Below are 18628 nucleotides of genomic sequence, written 5' to 3'. Positions count from 1 at the left end.
AAAACTTTTTTCAAGCGCTTGGCTTGGCTAATTTGGCTTGCTGATTCGTTCTGGTTTCCTAAGAAGCCATCCCGTGTCAGCGAGGTGGCATTATAGAGATTTCGATCACACTGGCAAGCCCTTTTTTAAGTTTTTTTCGTTTTTTTATTCGTTCGATTAAAAAGAACTCAAAACGCCTCAAAAGTAGGCTTTTATCTTACATATTCTTCAGTTTTTCAGTGAACAAAGAGACTTTTTCCCAGTTTGTGTACTCAACTTCCTTCGTTGTATCCGTTTCACCACCTGTCATATTCATAATAAAGCGGATCATGGTTCTATCGAACCAGTTATAACGTGGGTAATAGAGGGCACCTGCAAATACACCGATTAAAGTCGGCTGCCATGGAGACTTGGTAAGGAACTTCTTAATATACGCACTGCCTTCTGGTGTATCTTTGCCTTGGTCTTCTTTACGCGCCGTTAAGTTAACACAGAAGAACGCAACCTTGCTTGATTGCAACTGAGTAAGGTTGGCATCAATAAATTGATATAGCTTCTTATTAAGGTGGCCATAACGAATCGATGCGCCAATCAACACTCTGTCGTACTGAGCAAAGTCCACCTTGCCAATAGTGTGCAGATCTTGAAGCTCACATTCGAACTCACTCATTTCTTCTTTTATATAGTTCAAGATTTTCTTGGTCTGCCCTTCACGGCTTGAATACAAAAATAGAGCTTTTGCCACAATGTTGTCCTTAGCTACGCCAAAACGTAGGGGTCAATAAGATTAATAAGGTGAAGATTTCTAATCGGCCAAACAGCATAGATACGATAAGTACCCATTTTGCTTTGTCGTTCACATCGCCAAAGTGCACCGCGACTTCACCAAGGCCCGGGCCAAGGTTATTTAATGTCGCCGCTACCGCAGAGAAAGCACTCAACTCGTCCATACCAGTTGCAATAAGAGCCAGCATACAAACCACAAACACTAATGCGTATGCAGAGAAGAAGCCCCAGACCGCATCTACAACACGTTGTGGTAGTGCAGAACCGCCAACCTTGATGGTATAGACAGCCCGTGGGTGAACAAGACGCTTCATTTCACGAGCACCTTGCAGAGTAAGTAGTAAGATTCGAATCACTTTCATACCACCACCCGTAGAACCTGCACAGCCCCCTATAAAAGAAGAGAACAAAAGCAGTACGGGTAAGAACAATGGCCACTCTGAGAAACCCGTCGTTGTAAAACCCGCGGTCGTAGAGATAGACACGGTTTGAAACAAGGCTTGGTCGAAAGCATCGTAGTACGAATCATAAGAGTGATGATTGAGCAGTAATAAGAAACAAACCAAGAACAGTACTGCCTGAATAAAGATAAAGGCGCGGAACTCAGGATCTTTCCAATAATACTTAGGATGCACACCACCTGAAGCAAATGCAGCAAAGTGAAGCGAATAGTTACATGCGGATATAAGAAGGAACACAACTGTAATCATGTTGATCGCAGGGCTATTGAAATACCCCATGCTCGCATCGTGAGTCGAGAAGCCACCAATCGCAATAGTAGAGAAGCTATGACTGATGGCATCAAAGAAGCTCATCCCAGCAAGCCAAAACGCCACTGCACAAGCAATGGTTAAGCTCAGGTAGATGTACCAAAGCGCTTTTGCCGTTTCAGCAATACGCGGAGTCATCTTGCTATCTTTTACTGGACCCGGGATTTCAGCACGATATAACTGCATACCACCGATACCCAGAACAGGGAGGATAGCTACCGCTAATACGATGATACCCATACCACCAAACCATTGTAGGAACTGACGATAAAAAAGAATCGCCTTAGGCAGATCATCGAGGCCGACAATTACGGTCGCACCTGTCGTAGTTAATGCAGAGAAGGATTCGAAGAAAGCATCGGTTACCGACACATTGGGGTTATCGGCGATCAAAAACGGCAGCGCACCCGCACTACCGATTACCGTCCAAAACAGAACAACAATCAAAAAGCCATCACGCGCTTTCAATTCATGCTTATAACGTCGGTTTGGAAACCAGCAAGTTGCTCCACAGAATAAGAGAACGAAGAAGGTCGTCACAAATGGCACACCCGCACCATCTCGATAGATCAGTGCGACGAGCGCAGGAGCAAGCATTGATACACTAAAAAGTGCTAATAATAATCCGACGATTCGAATAATTGAGCGAAATTGCATGAGCTATTGAACGAAGCGAAATGCTTCACACTTCCTAGTTGTCTTTGACTTTCGTTACCAGTGCCTTAGCACCGCTTTTATTGATCATGGTTTGGGTAAACGAATCTACCTGAAGGAGCTCTATTTCAATAATAAGCTCAACTTGAACACCATAATCAGCTTGGACCTCAACAGCCTGATGCTGAGCCATGATGGATTGTGCGATCGGCACAAAGCCATAGTCTAACTCTAGCCGTAATTTTGTGGTTATTTTTTTCTCGATAGTTTGAAGCAGCTTGAGAGCTTGTTGTACGCCACCGCCGTAAGCCTTAACCAAACCGCCGGTTCCAAGCTTAATTCCGCCAGAGTAGCGCGTCACAACAGCCGTTAATTCACCGACACCAGAGCCCGATAGTTGCGCCAAGATAGGCTTACCCGCTGTACCCGAGGGTTCACCATCATCACTGAAACCCCAAAGCATTGAGTCTTCAGGTCGACCAGCAACAAAACCCCAACAGTTATGTCGTGCTGAAGAATGCTCTTTTTTCACCTGTTCTACGAACTGTTTTGCAGCTTCAACACTTGGAGTATGAGCAAGATGCGTAATAAAGACGCTCTTTTTTATCTCTTCTTCAAACAGAGCCGACGCAGAAGGTATTAAATAAGGCTGTTCATTCATATCGTTAACTTAGTTAATAAGAGCGACGAAGTGTATCACGCGTGAATAATAAGGGTTAGAGGATCTGTGCCATCGCACAATGTTAAACAATTGTTTAAAAAATGTATTGAAATTAATCAAGCAGAGGTACAGACTAAGATAACTGGTCTTACCAGGTATTCTACAATAATAGAAAGATAACAAGATTCTCTCAAACAATCGTGGATTGTATGTCATGGAGATAGACAATGATTTACCAAGCTAACACCCTACAGGTAAAGGAATTACAAGATGGTATTGCGGAATTAAGCTTCTGTGCACCAGCCTCTGTAAACAAACTCGACCTTGCTACTTTAGAATCACTAGATAAAGCGTTAGATGCTCTTAATGCTCACGCAGGATTACGTGGTTTAATCTTAACTTCAAACAAAGACGCGTTCATTGTAGGCGCAGACATCACTGAATTTCTTGGCCTATTTGCTAAGCCAGAAGCAGAACTTGATGAATGGTTAAGATTCGCTAATTCAATCTTCAGCAAGCTCGAAGACCTTCCTGTCCCAACTCTTTCAATGATGCGTGGCCATGCCCTTGGCGGCGGCTGTGAATGTGTACTCGCTACCGATTTCCGTATCGGTGACAAGACCACCAGCATTGGCCTACCTGAAACCAAACTTGGCATCATGCCTGGTTTTGGTGGTTGTGTACGCCTACCTCGTGTTATCGGTGCTGACAGCGCAATGGAAATTATCACGCAAGGCAAAGCATGCCGTGCAGATGAAGCGCTTAAAGTTGGCTTGTTAGATGCGATTGTTGAAACAGACCAGTTACTAGAATCGGCAATCAATACCGTTTCTCTGGCTGCTAATGAAAAATTAGACTGGCAGCTACGCCGTAAACAAAAGACATCAGCGCTTTCACTAAGCAAACTCGAAGCGATGATGAGCTTTACCATGGCGAAGGGCTTAGTTGCTCAAAAAGCAGGGCCTCACTACCCAGCTCCGATTACTTCTGTGATTGCGATTGAAGAAGCAGCACGCAGCAATCGCGATGCAGCACTCGACATCGAACGTAAGCACTTCGTTAAGCTAGCGAAATCGGAAGAAGCAAAAGCATTAGTTGGCTTATTCCTGAATGACCAGTACATCAAAGGCTTAGCGAAACAAGCGGGTAAGTCAGCAAACAAAGCAACTGAGCGTACAGCCGTACTTGGTGCAGGTATCATGGGCGGCGGTATTGCTTACCAATCAGCTCTAAAAGGCGTGCCAGTGATGATGAAAGACATCGCACAAGCATCGCTTGATCTAGGTATGAACGAAGCATCTAAGCTGTTGAATAAACGCTTATCACGCGGTCGCTTAGATGGATTCAAGATGGCAGGTATTCTGTCTTCTATTACTCCAAGCCTGCATTACGCGGGTGTAGAACAGTCGGATGTGATTGTTGAAGCAGTAGTAGAAAACCCGAAAGTAAAAGCAGCAGTACTGAGCGAAGTGGAAGGTTTGGTTGGTGAAGACACGGTTCTAACATCAAACACCTCTACAATTCCGATCAACCTGCTAGCGAAATCACTGAAGCGCCCAGAAAACTTCTGTGGCATGCACTTCTTTAACCCTGTGCATCGCATGCCTTTGGTTGAGATCATCCGTGGTGAACAAACTTCAGAAGAGACCATCAATCGCGTGGTTGCTTACGCAGCGAAGATGGGTAAATCCCCAATCGTTGTTAACGACTGCCCAGGCTTCTTCGTTAACCGTGTACTTTTCCCTTACTTTGGCGGTTTCAGCATGTTGCTACGCGACGGTGCTGATTTCACTAAGATCGATAAAGTGATGGAGCGCAAGTTCGGTTGGCCAATGGGCCCGGCTTACTTACTAGACGTTGTAGGCCTAGACACTGCACACCACGCACAAGCTGTGATGGCGCAAGGTTTCCCAGAGCGTATGGGCAAAGAAGGTCGTGATGCGATTGATGCACTTTACGTTGCTGAAAAATACGGTCAGAAAAACGGTAGCGGTTTCTACACATACAGCGTAGACAAGCGTGGTCGTCCGAAGAAGACCTTCTCTGAAGACATTCTTCCTATCTTGGCTGACGTATGTCAAGCACCACAAGATTTTGATGACCAAACAATTATCCAGCGCGTGATGATTCCAATGATCAACGAAGTGGTGCTTTGTCTAGAAGAAGGCATTATCGCGACACCGCAAGAAGCGGATATGGCACTGGTTTACGGTTTAGGCTTCCCTCCATTTAGAGGCGGCGTATTCCGCTACTTAGACAGTGTGGGCATTGGTAACTTCGTTGAAATGGCGAAAGGCTACCAAGACTTAGGTGCAATGTACCAAGTTCCTCAGCTATTGCTTGATATGGCAGCGAAGGGCGAAAGCTTTTACGACAGCCAACAAGCCAGTTCTCTGTAACCCACATTTGGAAAAGGAATAGCAAAATGAAAAATGTAGTTGTTGTTGATTGCCTTCGCACCCCAATGGGACGTTCCAAAGGTGGAGCTTTCCGTCACACTCGTGCTGAAGATCTGTCTGCACATTTGATGAAAGGCATTTTAGAGCGCAACCCAGAAGTAAACCCTGTCGAAATTGAAGATATTTACTGGGGTTGTGTACAACAAACACTAGAGCAAGGCTTCAACGTTGCACGTAACGCTGCCTTGCTTGCTGGTCTACCGATTGAGATTGGTGCTGTAACAGTCAACCGTTTATGTGGTTCATCTATGCAAGCTTTGCATGATGCAACTCGCTCTATCATGGTTGGTGATGCTGAAATCTGCCTGATTGGTGGTGTGGAGCACATGGGCCACGTACCAATGAACCATGGTGTTGATTTTCACCCAGGCATGTCAAAACACGTAGCAAAAGCGGCCGGTATGATGGGGCTAACCGCTGAGATGTTAGGCAAAATGCACGGTATTAGCCGTGAAGACCAAGATGCATTCGCAGCACGCTCACATGCTCGCGCTCAAGCAGCTACGGTTGAAGGTCGTTTCAAAAATGAAATCCTGCCAACCGAAGCTCACGCTGCAGACGGTTCTCTGTTCACTCTGGATTACGACGAAGTCATTCGCCCAGAGACAACAGTTGAAGGCTTATCCCAGCTGCGTCCGGTATTTGACCCAGCAAACGGCACAATAACAGCAGGTACTTCATCTGCTCTGTCTGATGGTGCTTCTGCAATGCTTATCATGAGCGAAGAGAAAGCTAACGCACTTGGCCTTAAGATTCGCGCTCGCGTGAAGTCTATGGCTATCGCTGGCTGCGATCCTTCAATCATGGGTTACGGCCCAGTACCAGCAACCCAAAAAGCACTTAAACGTGCAGGACTAACCATTGAAGACATGGGTGTGATTGAGTTAAACGAAGCGTTTGCTGCTCAATCTCTACCTTGTGCTAAAGACTTAGGTCTACTGGATGTTGTTGACGAGAAAGTAAACCTTAACGGCGGTGCGATTGCTCTGGGTCACCCACTAGGCTGTTCTGGTTCTCGTATCTCGACGACGCTAATCAACCTGATGGAAGCACAAGACGTGAAATACGGCTTGGCGACTATGTGTATTGGTTTAGGCCAAGGTATTGCAACGGTATTTGAACGTCCATAGCGTTTACTGACTGTAATATTTGAAGGGTAATCTTTTGTGCAGCTATATTTATATAGCTGCACTTTTTATTGCTTGGCATCCAACAATGCATCGATTGTGTTCAGCGAACTCAACGAGAGAAAAACCAACCCTGACATCTATGCACAAAACGCATATATTCAATGTTGATGTTTCATTATTTTTTCTCGGATGATTCAACTAAAGTTACTTCAGTTTCCTAATATTCCTCCACGGAGCAGATCATGTTTAAAGCACTTGTACTAAACCAAGAAGACAAAAAAACTATCGCGTCAGTTTCTCAAATTGAAGAATCTCAATTACCAGAAGGTAACGTGAAGATTGATGTTAGCTACTCTTCTTTGAACTACAAAGATGGTTTGGCGATTACAGGTAAAGGGCGCATTGTTCGCAACTTCCCTATGGTTCCTGGTATCGACCTTTCTGGTGTGGTTTCACAATCTGATGACCCTCGCTACAAAGCAGGCGACGAAGTGGTTCTAACTGGTTGGGGTGTTGGTGAAGGTCACTGGGGCGGCATGGCTGAGAAAGCAAGCCTAAACGGTGACTGGTTAGTGCCGATGCCTAAAGGTCTAGACGCTAAGAAAGTAATGGCGATTGGTACAGCAGGCTTCACAGCAATGCTTTGTGTTCAAGCTATTGTCGATGCTGGCATCAAGCCTGAAGACGGTGAAATCCTAGTAACAGGTGCAAGTGGCGGCGTAGGTAGCGTATCTATCACTCTACTAAACCAACTGGGCTACAAAGTGGCAGCAGTGACTGGCCGTGCTTCTGTAAACGGTGAACTACTTAAATCACTAGGCGCGACACGTATTGTAGAGCGTGCTGAACTAGAAGAACCAGCTAAGCCACTAGAAAAACAACTGTGGGCTGGCGCTATCGATACGGTAGGCAGCAAAGTGCTTGCGAAAGTATTGGCGCAAATTGATTACAACGGTGCGGTTGCGATGTGTGGTCTAGCAGGCGGTTTTGACTTACCAACCACGGTAATGCCATTCATTCTGCGTAACGTTCGCCTACAAGGTGTTGATTCTGTAATGTGCCCTCGTGAAAAACGTATTAAAGCGTGGGAACAACTGGCTGAGCTACTACCAGAATCTTTCTACGCTCAAGCAACCAAAGAAGTGTCTTTAGACGGTGCAATTCAAGCAGCAGAAGACATCACTAACGGTCAAATCACTGGTCGCGTAGTCATTAAACTATAGGCTCTCAAACATAAAGTTATCAAACCTTAAGCAACAGCTTTAGGCTTGGATAACCCAAAACAACAAAGGGCTGATTTTTATCAGCCCTTTTGCGTTTTTGTCATTCGGGTCAAGTGAACTCAGACTCAGATCCGGTTAACCCAAACCGACATCCGCAATCCGTTTTTGAATCAACTCACCACACTCTTCTTTTACCACTCTTCTTAACCATTGTTGTGAAGCAGAAGAATCGCAACGCGAGTGCCAGATCAGTGAGTAATCAAACGGCATAAATTCAAATGGTAATGGCTTAACAACCAAGTCATAACGCTCTGCTACCAAATAAGCCAAATCAGCAGGCACAGTAATCACCAACGGCATTCTATCGACAATCGCCAATGCCGCTTCAAGGTGATAAGCACGCAGTACCATTTTTCTGGGTTGTTGATTAGCTAAAGCGTTGTCCAATAAAGCCTTAACACCATCACTGATCGCAATCATCGCATGTGGGAGTGAAACATAGTCTGCAAGGCTTAAAGGTTGATCGGCTAATGGATGGTTTTTAGATAACAGACACGACACACCAACCGGCCCCAAGACTTCTTGATGAAGTGGTGCAATGCTGCCACTCGGACGACAGATCGCCATATCAACGCGTTCGGTGCTGAGCTGTTTAAACAAATGCTCATGCTGCAACGGAGCAAACTCCAAAGAGATATTGGGTGCTTGTTCATGAATCTTAGGCAACGCATAAGGCAAGATGGTTTGCATCGCATAATCGGTGGTAGCGATCAGAAAACGTTCGCTGCAATAGTAAGGGTCAAAGTCACTCGGACTCAGCAATTGGCGAAAAGACTCCAAAGGCTGATCAATACGCTGACTGATCTCGAGTGCTTTCTTGGTAGGAATAAGGTGCTGACCTTGACGTGTAAACAACGGATCGTTTAGTAATTCTCTTAAACGCCCTAATACTCGACTGGTTGCGGATTGGCTTAAGTTAAGACGAAGCGCGGCCTGGCTTACGCTGCCCTCTTCAATCAATACCTTTAAAGCGACCAATAAATTAAGGTCTCTACGATAGATGTCTTCTAATTCCACGCCACTTACCTAGCTGTATACGATTGCCATTAGTCACTAAGTTGTTTATAGCATGCTTTAGATAAAAAAAATCCCGCAATTACGCGGGGAAGCCCAAGAAAATTGGGGGATAGTGTCGGAATGTTGTCGTATCGGAATTCGCTTGCTGTATTCGGGTTAGTGCTCTTGCTCTTCGGCTATGCCTTGCCAACGGCGCATCTCTACCCAAATACCAATAATCGTTGCTACTATGCCAAAAATAGGCATCAGTGAGGTCTCTGTCGATGAGCGTAGTACTAACGCACAAAAAGAAATAAAACAGAGAACCGAATAAATTGTTAATCTATCTAATCCTGTCAACATCGCCACTCCTTAGCTAGTTGCCTTTGCTTTAATTTGTTATCAACTTGTTAACTAAGTTATAGGAAATGATTCTGTTTGCCAAGCACTTATTGCATATTTTTTCTGCAGACGTATTATTCACTCGTTAGATAGATATAGAGATACAAACCATGACATTCAAACCTGAACTGGCAACCCATACTTTAGAAGCTGAAGGCCTGCGTTGCCCGGAACCAGTAATGATGGTCAGGAAGACAATTAGAAACATGCAGGATGGCGATGTGTTACTGGTAAAAGCTGACGATCCTTCGACAACTCGAGATATTCCGAGCTTTTGTCGATTCATGGATCACCAGTTGGTAGGCCAAGCAACAGAAACGTTGCCTTACCAGTATTTGATCAGAAAGGGATTGGAGGCGTAACGCCCCACCGACTATCAAGTATCAAAAAAGCCGCTCGTACCTTATGTTCTTAAACAGAACTCAGAGTACGAGCGGCTTTTTGTTTATTCGCTTCTAGATTTGTTTTGCAGATGCTCCAGCTGATGCTGAATTTCTCGGATATCTTTGCGCATCGGAATAATATGCGCGACCCGAATCCAAGCCTCTACCGCAAGTGCAGTCATGATGATGGCACCCGCGACCATTGGCAGCCACATGTCCGTCAACACCATGCCTAACAGTGTAAGTGCAAGACCAAAAGTAAATAGATAACTTTGGCTTTGTGGAGTAATACCCATATAACGCGTCAACATAATCATGCCCTCGTGTTCTTAACTCACAAGATTAAAATATCATGACAAGTATGACAGTTATATGTCCATTCGCTCGATAAACCCCACAATACTGTAAGAGTATGACCTACAACACATTACTCTACTGATTGAGTATAATAAGACTCAAAACACTTACGAGTAAAACGCAGCAGCGATAGCTAAACCCACGAATAGCAAGGCTGTGATCTTACGAATCAGATCAAGAGGCATCTTATCAGCAGACAGCTTACCGATGATCACCACAGGCACATTTGCCAGCAACATACCAATGGTTGTACCCAGAATCACCCACGCTAATGCATCCGCATATTGAGCCCCTAGGATAGAGGTCGCAATTTGGGTTTTATCGCCGATCTCAGCAATAAAGAAAGCGATAAAACTGGCGACAAACGGTCCTCGGTTTGAGATCTGTTCATCGTCATCTAACTTATCGGGAATCAAAATCCAGCCAGCCATCGCAATGAAACTGACCACCAGCACCCACTTTAATACTTCAGGTGAAAGATAATCAGCAACCACGACCCCGAGCCATGCTGCAAGGGCATGATTGGCAATGGTGGCAAAGAAGATAGCTGCGATGATAGGTATCGGCTTGCGATATCGACTGGCTAATAAAAGAGATAGCAACTGAGTCTTATCACCGATCTCGGCTAAGGCGACAGTTGTAATTGAAATTGCTAAAACGCTCACGACATGCTCATTTGGGATGGGGATTATTATATTTAACCAAAGACAAACCTCGCGCCCCATCCCGGTTCACGATGCTTGTCTATGGTCTTGCTAAGCACCACCAAGGTGGTGGTTGCCTCGAACGCCATGATGATTTTGCATCAATTATGTTGACGAACGAACTCATTCAATAGGATATGAATAAGTAAGCTACTCCCCAAAGACCGCGAGATTTTAATAGCCCATGGTTTTAAACACAAGTGTCAAAGTTATCAAAATATCCACTTGTGCCGAAAAACAAACATTAAAGGCACAAAAATCCACTAAACGACATTTTAGACCACTAATTAAACAAGATTACCCCTACTCGCTTTACGAATATCTCGGTATACTCAGAGGTTATTTTTCTCATTCATTTAAAAGAATCGCGCGAACCTGACTATGCAAAAATACGATATCAAAACCTTCCAGGGAATGATCCTCGCGCTGCAGGATTACTGGGCTCAAAACGGTTGTACCATTGTTCAACCTCTAGATATGGAAGTAGGTGCAGGCACCTCTCACCCAATGACATGTCTACGAGCACTTGGCCCAGAGCCAATGTCTACAGCTTACGTTCAACCTTCTCGTCGTCCGACCGATGGCCGTTACGGTGAAAACCCGAACCGTCTGCAGCACTACTACCAATTCCAAGTAGCGCTAAAACCATCGCCAGACAATATCCAAGAGTTGTACCTAGGCTCCCTAGAGGTTCTTGGTGTTGACCCACTTGTTCACGACATTCGCTTCGTTGAAGATAACTGGGAAAACCCAACACTAGGCGCATGGGGCCTTGGTTGGGAAGTATGGCTAAACGGCATGGAAGTAACACAGTTTACTTACTTCCAACAGGTTGGCGGCCTTGAGTGTAAACCTGTAACAGGTGAGATCACTTACGGTATCGAGCGTCTAGCAATGTACATCCAGGAAGTAGATTCTGTTTACGACCTAGTATGGAACGTAGCACCAGACGGTTCTAACGTGACTTACGGTGACATCTTCCACCAAAACGAAGTTGAGCAATCAACATACAACTTCGAGCACGCAGACGTAGATTTCCTATTCACTTTCTTCGATCAGTGCGAGAAAGAGTGTAAAGAACTACTTGAGCTTGAGAAGCCACTGCCGCTTCCAGCTTACGAGCGCATTCTAAAAGCAGGTCACGCATTCAACATCCTTGATGCGCGCAAAGCTATCTCTGTAACAGAGCGTCAACGTTACATCCTTCGTATCCGCAACCTGACTAAATCAGTTGCTGAAGCGTACTACGCGTCACGTGAAGCGCTTGGCTTCCCAATGTGTAAGAAGGAAGGTAAATAATCATGGCGAAAAATTTTCTAATTGAACTGGGTACGGAAGAGCTTCCACCAACAGCACTTCGTTCTCTAGCAGAAGCGTTTGCTTCTAACTTTGAAGCAGGTCTTAAAACGGCTGAGCTTTCTCACGAAGGCATCAAGTGGTACGCAGCACCTCGTCGTCTAGCACTTAAAGTAACTGCACTGGCTGAAGGCCAAGCAGACAAAGTGGTTGAGAAACGTGGCCCTGCTGTTTCTGTGGCATTCGATGCTGAAGGCAACGCGACCAAAGCGGCACAAGGTTGGGCTCGTGGTAACGGTATTACTGTTGAGCAAGCTGACCGTCTGAAAACAGACAAAGGCGAGTGGCTTCTTTTCAAACAAGAAGTAGCTGGCAAACCAGTTCAAGAATTGGTGATGGACATTGCTGCGAAAGCACTGGCTGGCCTACCAATTCCTAAAGCAATGCGCTGGGGTAACTCAGACATTCAATTTATCCGTCCAGTAAAAACACTGACAGTACTACTAGGTGATGAGCTTGTTGAAGGCGAAATCCTAGGCGTAGCATCTGCTCGTACTATCCGTGGCCACCGTTTCATGGGCGAACAAGAGTTCACAATCGACTCTGCTGACCAATACCCTGCGATCCTAGAAGAGCGCGGTAAAGTAATGGCAGATTACGAAGCGCGTAAAGCGATCATCCTTGCTGATTCGCAAAAAGCGGCAGCTGCGGTTGGCGGTACAGCTGACCTAGAAGATGACCTTGTTGAAGAAGTAACGTCTCTGGTTGAATGGCCAGTAGTACTGACAGCGAAGTTTGAAGAAGAGTTCCTAAAAGTCCCTTCTGAAGCTTTGGTTTACACCATGAAGGGTGACCAAAAGTACTTCCCTGTTTACGATGACAACAAGAAGCTACTACCGAACTTCATCTTCGTATCGAACATCGAGTCTAAAGAGCCTCGTCACGTTATCGAAGGTAACGAGAAAGTGGTACGCCCACGTCTTGCTGATGCTGAATTCTTCTTCAACACAGACCGTAAGCGCCCGCTTATCGACCGTCTTGCTGAACTAGACCAGGCTATCTTCCAGAAGCAATTGGGTACTATCAAAGACAAAACAGACCGCATCACAGAGCTTGCAGGCTACATTGCTGAGCAAATCGATGCTGACGTTGAAAAGTCTAAGCGTGCTGGCCTACTGGCTAAGTGTGACCTAATGACCTCTATGGTATTCGAATTTACGGATACTCAAGGTGTGATGGGCATGCACTACGCGACTCACGACGGTGAAGACGAGCAAGTAGCACTGGCACTTTACGAGCAATACATGCCTCGTTTCGCGGGTGACGATCTACCAAGCACTGGTATCTCTTCAGCAGTAGCAATGGCAGACAAGCTAGACACTATCGTAGGTATCTTCGGTATTGGCCAAGCACCAAAAGGTTCTGACCCATTTGCACTTCGTCGTGCGTCTCTAGGTGTGCTACGTATCATCGTTGAAAACGGCTACAACCTAGACCTAACCGATCTAATCGGTAAAGCGAAAGAGCTACTAGGCGACAAGCTGACTAACAAAAACGTAGAAGCTGACGTTATCGACTTCATGCTAGGTCGTTTCCGCGCATGGTACCAAGATGCTGGTTTCAGCGTTGATATCATCCAAGCGGTACTAGCACGTCGTCCAACTAAGCCTGCTGACTTTGACCAACGTGTTAAAGCGGTTTCTCACTTCCGTGAACTGGAAGCAGCAGAAGCACTAGCAGCAGCGAACAAGCGTGTAGGTAATATCCTTGCGAAATTCGATGGCGAGCTACCAGCTGAAATCGACCTAACGCTTCTTCAAGAAGACGCAGAGAAAGCACTGGCTGAAAACGTTGAAGTAATGACGGAAGCACTAGAACCAGCATTCGCAACAGGTAACTACCAAGAAGCCCTAAGCAAGCTTGCTGATCTACGTGAACCAGTTGATGCATTCTTCGATAACGTAATGGTTATGGCTGATGACGAAGCGCTTAAGAAGAACCGTCTAACGCTACTGAACAACCTACGTAACCTGTTCCTACAGATTGCTGACATCTCTCTACTGCAAAAATAAGCACAAGTGAGACAATTACTCTAAGTCATACTCTGAGTAATTAACGGTAAACACCCAAAGGGAAGCGAAAGCTTCCCTTTTTGTTTTTGTGAACCAAGCATTTGTTTGTAGAGGTCTTATTGATTAACTGAATGAAACAGCACTCAGACTGTAGAGGGCATTGTTTGCTATAACTGACCTGTTTATTCAGGGGAAGGGAACAATGAAAAAAACAGTACTCGCGCTTTCAATACTCGCACTCAGCGCATGCAGCCAAACCAGTGACAACAACCTATTACTGACAATTGATAACGACACTGTCGTATTCGAATCATCCGGTAAAGGCACCGTGATTGCAGAACAGGAACTCGCGAAAGGTAGCTATACCTTCTCTATCAGCGATACTCAAAATACCTGTGGCACCAACTATGCGCTGGCTGAAGAAAACCGCATCAAATTCAATAAACCCCTTCGCCTAGACGACTGCGCCGAGAAGTCTGAATTAGATATCAAGATCTTTCGCGCTAACACCTATCAGTTTATGCTCAACCCACAAACCAATGAACTGACCGTTCAGATAAAGCCGAAGCAACAACAAGTACAAAGCTTTGCTTGTCCGGTTCCTAGTGACGAACCAACCATCATCGACGTTGCTCAAACCTTTGATGATGGCACCGTGGTTAGAGACGCTCTTTCAGGCAAACAAGTCACAGTAACGAATGGCAGCGTCACCATGCAGCCAGCAGAAAATAGCCAAGGTGTTCTGCTGCTTGAGAAAGTAGAACCAGAAACCAAAGCTGACTTTAGTTGGGATAACGCCACGGTTTACTTCGTAATGACTGACCGTTTCCACAATGGTAATCCTGATAACGACAACAGTTACGGTCGCAGCCAAGATGGACAAGACGAAATCGGCACCTTCCACGGTGGTGACTTGGCAGGCTTAACCGAAAAACTCGATTACATAGAATCACTCGGTGCTAATGCTATCTGGATAACGTCTCCGTTAGAGCAAATCCACGGCTGGGTTGGCGGCGGTGATCGAGGTGACTTCAAACACTACGGCTACCACGGCTACTACCATCAAGATTGGACCAAGCTCGATGACAACATGGGCACCGAAGACGAGCTAAAAACCTTCATCGATACCGCGCATAGCAAAGGCATTCGTGTTGTTTGGGATGTGGTAATGAACCACACCGGCTATGCGACGCTTGCCGACATGCAAGAGTTTGATTTTGGTAAGCTCAACCTAACTGACGAAGAAGCCAAACAAACACTTGGCGAAAACTGGACAGATTGGCAACCTGCCAAAGGTCAGAACTGGCACTACTTCAACAACTACATCTCTTACAGCGACAAAGAAGCGTGGGAAAAGTGGTGGGGCAAAGCTTGGCTACGCAGCGATATCGGCGCCTATGACTCTCCGGGCTACAATAACCTCACCATGTCTTTGGCGCATCTGCCCGATTTCAAAACAGAGTCGACAGAGACAATCGGGCTGCCTAATTTCTATCGCAATAAGTCCACCAGCGCGACCGATGAACTTAAAACACCTCGTAACCATTTAATCACTTGGTTATCGGATTGGGTGCGCGAATATGGTGTCGATGGTTTCAGGGTCGATACCGCTAAACACGTTGAACTCGAAGCATGGGCAGAACTGAAAGAGAGCACCAACCAGGCACTTGCCGAGTGGAAACAGAACAACCCAGACAAGGCCTTGGATGACTTACCCTTCTGGATGACTGGCGAAGTATGGGCACACAGCGTGGTCAAATCAGATTACTTCGCTAACGGATTTGATTCGATCATCAACTTTGAATTCCAGAGTGATATCGCACCAAAGGCGCTCAAGTGCCTATCCGATCTTGATGCTGATTACCTTCGATACGCAGAGAAGATCAACAACGACAGCGAGTTCAACGTACTGAGTTACCTTTCGTCTCACGACACCTCGCTATTCTGGACACAACATGGCAGTGACTTTGCAAAACAAACCAAAGCTGCAAACGCGTTGATGCTGGCTCCCGGTGCGGTACAGATCTATTACGGCGATGAAATCGCCCGAGACTTTGGCCCAACGGGGTCTGATCCAATGCAAGGCACACGCTCAGACATGCCTTGGGATCAAATCACTGGCGAACGTGCAGAGCTGCTAGAACACTGGCAAGCGCTTGGCCAATTCCGCCAACGCCACCCAGCCGTTGCTCAGGGTAAGCACATCATCCGTAACAGCAAGGGCTACTATGCGTTCGAACGCCAATACCAAGATGACAAGGTATTAGTCGTTTATACCGGTTCGAACTAAACCTTCATTAACATAAACACCAGAAACTAAAGGGGAAGCTTAGGCTTCTCCTTTTTTTATCGCTAAAGGTACGTTCAATAAGCAAGCTGTCACTCATTAACCAAACTTTATAGAAGTTTTTTACGTGTTAGAGCATTTGGCGCTATGCGTCGCAAAAACATTGCGGTATGTTCAAGGAATACACTGATGGCAGACATAAGGTCTGCCTTAATGACACGTAACAAGCAATCACAATGAATTAGGTAAAATTAGTAATGCAGTTCTCTAAGTTTGGCGAAAAGTTTAATCGATACTCTGGAATCACTCGTTTAATGGATGATTTGAATGATGGCCTGCGCACTCCTGGCGCTATCATGCTCGGTGGTGGCAACCCAGCCGCTATCCCTGCCATGCTCGATTACTTTAACCAAGCCAGTGCCGACATGCTCGCCAGTGGAGAACTCATCGCCGCCCTCGCCAACTACGATGGTCCGCAGGGTAAAGACAGCTTCATCAAATCGTTAGCGGCAATGCTGAAAGAGACCTATGGCTGGGATATCAGCGAGAAGAACATCAGCCTGACTAATGGCAGTCAAAGTGGCTTCTTCTACCTATTCAACCTGCTAGCAGGCCAACAGCCTGACGGCTCACATAAGAAAATCCTACTGCCGATCGCACCGGAATACATCGGCTACGGCGACGCGGGTATTGATGACGATATTTTTATCTCTTACCACCCAGAGATCGAACTGCTAGAAAACCGTCAGTTTAAATACCACGTTGATTTTGAACAACTAAAGGTTGATGACTCAGTCGCGGCTATCTGTGCATCTCGTCCAACCAACCCAACGGGTAACGTACTGACCGACGAAGAAGTGCGTAAACTGGATAAACTGGCGCGTGAAAACAACATCCCACTGCTGATCGACAATGCTTACGGCCTGCCGTTTCCTAACATCATCTTTGAAGATGTCGAACCGCTCTGGAATGAAAATACGATTCTGTGCATGAGCCTTTCTAAGCTTGGTTTGCCGGGTGTGCGTTGCGGTATCGTAATTGCGAGTGAAGAAGTAACACAAGCATTGACCAACATGAATGGCATCATTAGCTTAGCGCCAAACAGTGTTGGCCCTGCAATTGCCAATCACATGATTGAAAAAGGCGATTTACTGCGCTTAAGTAGCGAGGTAATCAAACCTTTCTATAAAGATAAGTCACTACGTGCAGTTGAACTGTTACAAGACGCTATCGACGACCCTCGCTTCCGTATTCACAAGCCTGAAGGCGCTATCTTCTTATGGCTATGGTTTGATGAGCTGCCGATCACCACAATGGAACTGTACGACCGCCTTAAAGCTCGCGGCGTATTGATTGTTCCGGGTGAATACTTCTTTATCGGCCAAGAAGACGAGTGGGATCATGCCCATCAATGTCTACGTATGAACTACGTGCAAGATGATGAGGCGATGCAGAAAGGCATTGCTATCATTGCTGAAGAAGTGAAAAAGGCTTACTCAGAGCAGTAATAAGAGCTTTTAGCTTACCGCAGGTCAAATACAAAAAGAGCACCTAATGAGGTGCTCTTTCACTTTTACTTCCCGATATTTTTTAGCTCTAAGGAGCTAACAGTAATTAGCCTTCTAGTAGACTATTACCATTGATAGCAATCTTACGTGGTTGCATCGCTTCTGGGATTTCGCGTTCGAGGTCGATGTGAAGAAGACCATTTTCCATGCTTGCACCTACCACTTTTACGTAGTCAGCCAGTTGGAATTTACGCTCGAAATCGCGCTCTGCGATACCTTGGTATACGAAGGTTTTCTCTGCTTCTGCTTTACGCTCACCTTTCACAATTAGCATGTTCTCTTTCTGAGTCAGATCTAATTGGTCATCAGCAAAACCAGCGACTGCCATAGTAATACGGTAGTTGTTCTCGTCTTTTTGCTCGATGTTGTATGGAGGGTAACCGCCAGAAGAGTTCTTCGATGTATTCGCTTCCATCATGTTGAATAGACGATCGAAGCCGATTGCGTTGCGGTAAAGTGGAGTGAAATCTACAGTTCTCATAATGCTATCCTTTTAGTAAGCAATAGTCTTAGCTGCGAATTTTACTTGGATCTAACCTGTGTGTGACCCAGTAAACAGCTAAGAGATTCAATTCGCATTCCTCGGGTTTCACCTCTATTGGCGACAACGCTGGGACATGGCAATGAATCAATTTTTAAGTTGTGTGCTGCCAAAGTTATCCTCTATTGAGCGATACTTCGTTAGCGGTAATGAAGGTTCTGTTTCTTCTCTTGTAGAGCAAGACAGTCATCCTCTTCACAAATAGATATATGGATTGAGCAAAATAGTTTCAAGGGGTTATTTTCAATTATTTTTGCAACTCAATATTTTTCAATATCTTACAAAATCGAGTAGGAGGAG

General features: G+C 45.6%; 16 protein-coding genes and 1 riboswitch. Of the genes, 8 read left to right on the top strand and 8 right to left on the bottom strand.

Annotated features, from left to right (window positions below; all coding sequences use genetic code 11):
• Positions 1 to 196: 196 nt before the first annotated feature.
• Genes hemG through AB4263_RS22370 form a run of 3 tightly spaced genes read right to left on the bottom strand, consistent with a single transcriptional unit; the run spans position 197 to position 2850 of the window.
• Positions 197 to 724, bottom strand: a complete 528-nt coding sequence (gene hemG, locus AB4263_RS22380; protein ID WP_065584162.1) for a menaquinone-dependent protoporphyrinogen IX dehydrogenase — start codon at positions 722 to 724, stop codon at positions 197 to 199.
• Between the two features lie 10 nt (positions 725 to 734).
• Complete coding sequence (locus tag AB4263_RS22375; RefSeq protein WP_008223210.1) at positions 735 to 2192, bottom strand: TrkH family potassium uptake protein; 1458 nt, start codon at positions 2190 to 2192, stop codon at positions 735 to 737.
• Between the two features lie 34 nt (positions 2193 to 2226).
• Positions 2227 to 2850 (bottom strand): YigZ family protein, encoded by a 624-nt coding sequence (locus AB4263_RS22370; protein WP_017058823.1) that lies wholly within the window; start codon positions 2848 to 2850, stop codon positions 2227 to 2229.
• A 227-nt stretch (positions 2851 to 3077) separates the two neighbouring features.
• Between AB4263_RS22370 and fadB the strand changes: the two genes are divergently transcribed.
• From fadB to AB4263_RS22355, 3 genes are all read left to right on the top strand, one after another.
• On the top strand, positions 3078 to 5249 hold the full coding sequence (fadB, locus tag AB4263_RS22365; RefSeq protein WP_372098930.1) for a fatty acid oxidation complex subunit alpha FadB: 2172 nt from the start codon (positions 3078 to 3080) through the stop codon (positions 5247 to 5249).
• A 26-nt stretch (positions 5250 to 5275) separates the two neighbouring features.
• A complete protein-coding gene (gene fadA, locus AB4263_RS22360; protein WP_372098929.1) occupies positions 5276 to 6439 on the top strand; it encodes an acetyl-CoA C-acyltransferase FadA in 1164 nt (387 codons plus the stop codon).
• Between the two features lie 242 nt (positions 6440 to 6681).
• The gene (locus tag AB4263_RS22355; RefSeq protein WP_017058820.1) at positions 6682 to 7662 is read left to right on the top strand and encodes an MDR family oxidoreductase; all 981 of its coding nucleotides are present in this window, start codon (positions 6682 to 6684) and stop codon (positions 7660 to 7662) included.
• Between the two features lie 135 nt (positions 7663 to 7797).
• On the opposite strand, the gene AB4263_RS22350 is transcribed toward AB4263_RS22355, so the two are convergent.
• Both AB4263_RS22350 and AB4263_RS22345 read right to left on the bottom strand, forming a co-directional pair.
• Complete coding sequence (locus AB4263_RS22350) at positions 7798 to 8739, bottom strand: LysR family transcriptional regulator (protein WP_372098928.1); 942 nt, start codon at positions 8737 to 8739, stop codon at positions 7798 to 7800.
• A gap of 156 nt (positions 8740 to 8895) precedes the next feature.
• Positions 8896 to 9081, bottom strand: a complete 186-nt coding sequence (locus AB4263_RS22345) for a hypothetical protein (RefSeq protein ID WP_004736674.1) — start codon at positions 9079 to 9081, stop codon at positions 8896 to 8898.
• Between the two features lie 149 nt (positions 9082 to 9230).
• Between AB4263_RS22345 and tusA the strand changes: the two genes are divergently transcribed.
• Entirely contained in the window at positions 9231 to 9482 is a 252-nt protein-coding gene (gene tusA / locus AB4263_RS22340) for a sulfurtransferase TusA (protein WP_004736675.1), read from the top strand.
• A gap of 83 nt (positions 9483 to 9565) precedes the next feature.
• On the opposite strand, the gene AB4263_RS22335 is transcribed toward tusA, so the two are convergent.
• Both AB4263_RS22335 and AB4263_RS22330 read right to left on the bottom strand, forming a co-directional pair.
• A complete protein-coding gene (locus AB4263_RS22335; protein ID WP_017058818.1) occupies positions 9566 to 9820 on the bottom strand; it encodes a hypothetical protein in 255 nt (84 codons plus the stop codon).
• Positions 9821 to 9967: 147 nt separating this feature from the next.
• Complete coding sequence (locus AB4263_RS22330) at positions 9968 to 10525, bottom strand: TMEM165/GDT1 family protein (RefSeq protein ID WP_004739245.1); 558 nt, start codon at positions 10523 to 10525, stop codon at positions 9968 to 9970.
• A 93-nt stretch (positions 10526 to 10618) separates the two neighbouring features.
• Positions 10619 to 10735: riboswitch (yybP-ykoY riboswitch) on the bottom strand.
• Positions 10736 to 10945: 210 nt separating this feature from the next.
• On the opposite strand from AB4263_RS22330, the gene glyQ reads away from it, so the two are divergent.
• The 4 genes from glyQ to AB4263_RS22310 all read left to right on the top strand — a co-directional run bounded on the left by glyQ (position 10946) and on the right by AB4263_RS22310 (position 17727).
• Positions 10946 to 11863: a glycine--tRNA ligase subunit alpha gene (gene glyQ / locus AB4263_RS22325; RefSeq protein ID WP_017058815.1), complete on the top strand. Its 918-nt coding sequence runs from the start codon at positions 10946 to 10948 to the stop codon at positions 11861 to 11863.
• 2 nt (positions 11864 to 11865) lie between these two features.
• Complete coding sequence (glyS, locus tag AB4263_RS22320) at positions 11866 to 13932, top strand: glycine--tRNA ligase subunit beta (RefSeq protein ID WP_017058814.1); 2067 nt, start codon at positions 11866 to 11868, stop codon at positions 13930 to 13932.
• A 202-nt stretch (positions 13933 to 14134) separates the two neighbouring features.
• Positions 14135 to 16222 (top strand): alpha-amylase, encoded by a 2088-nt coding sequence (locus tag AB4263_RS22315; protein ID WP_017058813.1) that lies wholly within the window; start codon positions 14135 to 14137, stop codon positions 16220 to 16222.
• 254 nt (positions 16223 to 16476) lie between these two features.
• On the top strand, positions 16477 to 17727 hold the full coding sequence (locus tag AB4263_RS22310) for a valine--pyruvate transaminase (RefSeq protein WP_017058812.1): 1251 nt from the start codon (positions 16477 to 16479) through the stop codon (positions 17725 to 17727).
• Positions 17728 to 17833: 106 nt separating this feature from the next.
• Here the strand turns inward: AB4263_RS22310 and AB4263_RS22305 are convergent, their stop codons facing one another.
• Positions 17834 to 18268: an Hsp20 family protein gene (locus AB4263_RS22305; protein WP_009848140.1), complete on the bottom strand. Its 435-nt coding sequence runs from the start codon at positions 18266 to 18268 to the stop codon at positions 17834 to 17836.
• Positions 18269 to 18628: the final 360 nt, after the last annotated feature.

It is taken from the genome of Vibrio sp. 10N.261.55.C5 (assembly GCF_041470505.1).
Lineage (GTDB): Bacteria > Pseudomonadota > Gammaproteobacteria > Enterobacterales > Vibrionaceae > Vibrio > Vibrio crassostreae_C.
The sequence above is the reverse complement of the archived record's forward strand: the minus strand, read 5'-3'. Positions and strand labels throughout refer to the sequence as shown.